Origin of the sequence: Bacillus haikouensis, from assembly GCF_013179555.1 — a bacterium.
Taxonomy (GTDB): Bacteria; Bacillota; Bacilli; order Bacillales; family Bacillaceae_B; genus Rossellomorea; species Rossellomorea haikouensis_A.
On sequence record NZ_JABMCR010000318.1, the window covers coordinates 1 to 4,197 of the forward strand.

Annotated in this window: 4 protein-coding genes; all 4 read right to left on the reverse strand. The window is 43.2% G+C overall.

The genetic code is table 11. The annotated features are described in order from the left end of the window. Positions 1 to 629 (reverse strand): TlyA family RNA methyltransferase (locus tag HP456_RS20545; RefSeq protein ID WP_172254589.1); only part of this gene is annotated, 629 nt, incomplete at its 3' end. Positions 630 to 635: 6 nt separating this feature from the next. Next, positions 636 to 2,528: a 1-deoxy-D-xylulose-5-phosphate synthase gene (dxs, locus tag HP456_RS20550; RefSeq protein WP_172254591.1), complete on the reverse strand. Its 1,893-nt coding sequence runs from the start codon at positions 2,526 to 2,528 to the stop codon at positions 636 to 638. Positions 2,529 to 2,549: 21 nt separating this feature from the next. After that, a complete protein-coding gene (locus HP456_RS20555) occupies positions 2,550 to 3,170 on the reverse strand; it encodes a hypothetical protein (RefSeq protein WP_172254593.1) in 621 nt (206 codons plus the stop codon). Positions 3,171 to 3,873: 703 nt separating this feature from the next. After that, positions 3,874 to 4,197 (reverse strand): polyprenyl synthetase family protein (locus tag HP456_RS20560; RefSeq protein WP_172254595.1); only part of this gene is annotated, 324 nt, incomplete at its 5' end.

Below are 4,197 nucleotides of genomic sequence, written 5' to 3' on the forward strand. Positions count from 1 at the left end.
TCAATAACAGCATGGTGAACTTTAGGATCTCTGACAATCCCTTTCTTACCGACCTGATCCTTACCCGCTTCGAATTGCGGCTTAATCAGTGCAATACAATCACCACCGGGAACTAAGAGAGTTCTTAGGACAGGCAGAATTAACGCAAGTGAAATGAACGAAACATCAATCGACGCAAAGGATGGCATTTCACCAGGTAAATCCGCAGGTGTTACATAACGGAAATTGGTTCTTTCCATCACTTCAACCCTCTCGTCCTGTCTTAACTTCCAGGCTAACTGATTGTAACCGACATCGATTGCATAAGATGATTTTGCGCCATTTTGAAGGGCGCAGTCCGTAAATCCACCTGTTGATGAGCCGATATCGATCATGACCTTATCTTTCACGTCAATATCAAACACTTTCAAGGCCTTTTCTAACTTCAGTCCGCCCCGGCTGACATAAGGCAGCATTTTACCTTTGATCGTAAGCTCGACATCTTCACTTACTTTCTCTCCGGGTTTGTCCAATCTCACTTCATTTGAATAGACAAGACCTGCCATGACAGCTCTTTTTGCTTTCTCTCTTGTTTCGATCAATCCTCTCTCAACCAAGAGTACATCTAAACGTTGTTTTTTTGCTTTCATAAAGTATTAAGCCCTTTTTTGTTTTTTTGGTGTTATTGTAAGAATGCGATCGATTATATTTTCTTTCGTCATACCGATCTCATTTAGTAATTCCTTTACGCTTCCATGTTCAATGAAATAATCAGGAATTCCAATTCGTTCGATAACCGAGTCCCGGAAGCCGTTTTCTTGTGAAAATTCAAGTACCGAGCTTCCAAAACCGCCCTGAAGAACCGCTTCTTCTACCGTAAGTACAGGGATTTCTTCTTCAAAAATGGATTTCAACATTTTCTCATCCAAGGGCTTGATGAATCTGGCATTTACCACACGCACGGAGACGCCTTGTTTCTCGAGCTCATTCGCAGCGTCCATCGCCATCGGTATCGTGGTCCCAAAAGTCAGGATAACAGCGTCATTACCTTGCTTTAATATCTCCCATGATCCGATTGGTATGGTTTTCAATTCTGAATCCATCGGTACCCCGTACCCGTTCCCTCTTGGATATCTTAAGGCGATCGGTCCTTCATCATAGTGCATGGCCGTGTTCACCAAATGCTGGCCTTCGTTTTCATCCTTCGGCATCATGATCACCATGTTAGGAAGATGTCTTAAGAAGGCGATATCAAAAACACCTTGATGGGTCTCTCCGTCAGCTCCGACCAAACCTGCCCGATCAATCCCGATAAAAACATTCAGATTCTGTCTGCAGATATCATGTACCACTTGATCATATGCCCTTTGCAGAAAAGTGGAATAAATAGCAAGAAACGGCTTCATATTCTGCGTAGCAAGTCCTGCTGCCACTGTCGCCGCATGCTGTTCTGCGATTCCCACATCAAACATCCGGCCGGGAAATTCTTCTGCAAATCCCAACAGCTTCGATCCCACGGGCATCGCCGGTGTAATAGCAACGACACGGTCGTCTTTTCTGGCAATCTTCCTGACCGTCTCACTGACAAGACCGCTCCAGGAAGGAGGTGCATTGACTGGCTTTATGATGTCGCCTGTATCAATTTTATAAGGTCCTGTTCCATGCCAGTCTCCTTTTTTATCAGACTCTGCAGGGTGGAATCCCTTCCCTTTTTTCGTTATAACGTGAAGTAATACAGGACCTTTAGTCTTCTTCGCATACTGAATATTATCTTCCAGTTCTTCAAAGTCATGCCCATCGATCGGACCAAGGTAAGTAAATCCAAGTTCTTCGAAGAACATACCGGATACAAACAGGTATTTCAGGCTGTCCTTCACTCTTTCCGCTGTACTGGCAAGTTTCCCGCCAACTGCAGGAATACGCTTCAGAATATACTCAAGTTCGTCTTTCACCCAGTTATACTTGCCTGCAGTACGCAATCGCCCAAGTACACTATGCAGTGCTCCCACATTTGGGGCAATTGACATTTCATTATCATTCAATACGACGATCATGTCTTTCTTTTCATGGCCGATATGATTCAGTGCTTCCAAAGCCATACCGCCCGTCAGCGCACCGTCCCCAATAACAGGGATGATGAATGACTTTTCTTTTTTTACATCACGAGCTATCGCCATTCCCATTGCTGCTGAAAGTGATGTAGAACTATGACCTGTTTCCCATACATCATGCTCGCTTTCATTTCTTTTAGGGAATCCGCACAGTCCTTTATATTGCCTTAATGTATCAAACTGGCATGCCCTGCCGGTTAAAATCTTATGTACATAAGATTGGTGCCCTACATCCCATATGATCTTGTCCATGGGGCTGTTAAAATGTTTATGAAGGGACAACGTCAGTTCCACTACACCTAAATTCGGACCAATATGACCTCCGGTTTTTGATAAGTTCTGGATTAAAAACCGGCGTATCTCCTCACTAAGCTCTTCTAATTGCTCATTACTCATCGTTTTCAAAAAAGAAGGCTCTTTAATTGATAGTAAATCCATTGGGTCCACTCACTTTCATCACTATATATTTTGTTTCTCTGTTTTGCGTTTTTTCTTTTTTTGATCTTTTTTATCTTTTATCAGAACTATATGAAACCGGTCTTCAACGAACTGAAGAACGGTACCGACTCTAAATATTATATCCTTTGAATATGTAATCGCAAACGTTTTTCCAAGTGCTTTTCCCCCTACAGTCAATGAGGCGATGATACTCGTCAATGTGACACTCACGATATACTCTTTAAGAGAACCGCCTTCGAGCTGAAAGGAAACAGCCAGTTGGATGATGACGATGGCGGATGCTGTTCCACTAATGATTCCTGATATATCGCCGATTACATCATTACAGAAACTCGCGAAACGATCGGCATTCCTGACGATTTTGATGGAATATTTTGCACCGTATACTTTTTTTGCCGCCATGGCATGAAAGGGTGTTTCGTCCGCTGCAGTCGAGGCTATTCCAAGCATATCAAAAAAGATACCGATACACACGATGATGAGCACCACAAATAAACCTGTACCCCATGGCACTCCGTTCAGTACCATATTTGATGCAACTGAAAAAATAGCCGCTAACACGAATGTGATAACGGCAATACTGAGACTCCATTTTATTGAGTTTTTCAATGTATCATTCATTATCGTCTACACACACCGTTTCTCTGTGTAAATATCGTTCATAACTATGTAATTGGATGGTCATATATAGAGTAAAAATTGCAGCTTAGGTCCAGTAGGTTTTCCCAATCAGGTACCGGATGTTGCCATACCGGCGGTTTCCCATTAAACCCGACTTAGCCGCGTCACCACAAGCTAGACTGGATTACCACTTAGTCCGCACTATAATCCCCGATATATGTCCAATGAACAGTCTAGGAGTTTTCCTCAACAACCCTTAACACAATCCTTAGCCTCTTTTGCAAAGAGGATTTCATATGGACGAAAAAGCACATATCAATGGCCAACTGATGTGTACTTTGTAACCATAATCCCCTCTCTCTTCACTCAAGGCAGGCTACGCTGCTAGTGATCAACTTCATCACAATCGCAGGTTCATACTCTGTACTCATTGCACATGCTTTATGCCAGCGAGAGATACAGAGCCTCCGCGGCTTGCGGGTCAACGCCCACATGCCATTGTGGATCGCCCTCAAGCCTTACTCCCAGATATGACCCAAAGCTGGGCGCCTCAAGCCAAGTCCAGGAACTTCATCGATGTGCCCTTTAGTGGATTTTTAGGCCCACCTTCAGGATTGGTGGATTGACTAGAATACTGCACCACCCAAATATTTTATAGTAGTATTATAACATATATTATGATTTCCTCAAATATAAAGAACAATTAATGGTTGCGATTGACGATAAGATAGGCGATTTGCTCGAGCAGTGCTGTATCCATATTGAGATCAGCAAGTGAAGCCAAAGCCTCATCCAAATGGAATTGAAGTTTTCCCTTTGCACCTTCCATGGATAACAGTCCGGGATACGTACTTTTTTGTTTGGATTCATCGCTCCCCGTCCGTTTACCGATCAATTCTTCTGCTCCTTCGATATCGAGGATATCATCCTGAATTTGGAAAGCCAGTCCTATATGGTGGGCAAAATTTTCAAGTTTGTTTTGTTCCTCTTCAGAAGCACCTGAAATTATGGCACCTGCCAATGCACT